We start from the raw sequence: 1,206 nt of genomic DNA on the forward strand, positions 1-1,206 counted from the left end.
AGGCCGGGTAAGGCATTTACGCCACCATCCGGCATGATGTTACTTCTTCAGTTCAGCCAGGCTCAGCCAGGTCTGCACGACGGTGTCCGGGTTCAGCGACAGACTGTCGATCCCCTCTTCCATCAGCCAGGCGGCGAAGTCTTCGTGATCGGATGGACCCTGACCGCAAATACCCACGTATTTGCCCTGTTTCTTGGCTGCACGAATCGCCATCGACAGCAGCGCTTTCACCGCGTCGTTACGCTCGTCAAACAGTTCAGAAACCACACCAGAGTCACGGTCCAGTCCCAACGCCAGCTGCGTCATGTCGTTTGAACCGATGGAGAAGCCGTCAAAGTACTCAAGGAACTGTTCGGCCAGCAAGGCGTTGGACGGGATCTCACACATCATGATGATCTTCAGTCCGTTCTCACCGCGTTTCAGCCCCTGACGCGCCAGCTCTTCCACTACCGCTTTCGCCTGGGCAACGGTACGGACAAACGGTACCATCACTTCTACGTTAGTCAGGCCCATATCGTTACGGACACGTTTCACTGCGTCACATTCCAGCGCGAAACAGTCGCGGAAGCTATCAGCAATGTAACGGCCCGCCCCGCGGAAGCCCAGCATCGGGTTCTCTTCATGCGGCTCATAACGCTCACCGCCGACGAGGTTGGCATATTCGTTGGACTTAAAGTCTGACATACGCACGATAACGCGTTTTGGATAGAACGCCGCACCCAGCGTAGCGATCCCTTCCGTCAGACGACCAACGTAGAATTCACGCGGGGAATCAAAACCTTTCATCATGCCGCGGATTTCGTTTTGCAGCTCAGGCGTCTGGTCATCGAACTCCAGCAACGCACGCGGGTGTACGCCAATCATGCGGTTGATGATAAATTCCAGACGCGCCAGGCCGACACCTTCGTTTGGCAGACAGGCGAAGTCGAAAGCCCGGTCCGGGTTACCCACGTTCATCATCACCTTCAACGGCAGATCCGGCATGGTCTCCACGCTGGAACTCTTCACGCTGAAGTCGAGCATCTCAGCGTAAACATAACCGGTATCACCCTCGGCACAGGAGACAGTGACTTTCTCACCGTCCTTCATACGCTCGGTGGCATCACCACAGCCAACCACGGCCGGGATCCCCAGTTCACGGGCAATGATCGCCGCGTGGCAGGTACGACCGCCACGGTTGGTGACAATCGCCGCCGCTTTCTTCAT

General features: G+C 56.7%; 1 protein-coding gene. It reads right to left on the bottom strand.

What is annotated here, in order from left to right; all coding sequences use genetic code 11:
• Positions 1–39 precede the first annotated feature (39 nt).
• The coding region (ppsA, locus tag FDW87_RS22680) for a phosphoenolpyruvate synthase (RefSeq protein WP_252363189.1) at positions 40–1,206 on the bottom strand (1,167 nt) is incomplete at its 5' end.

The organism is Citrobacter sp. wls826 (genome assembly GCF_005281245.1).
GTDB classification, from domain to species: Bacteria; Pseudomonadota; Gammaproteobacteria; order Enterobacterales; family Enterobacteriaceae; genus Citrobacter; species Citrobacter braakii.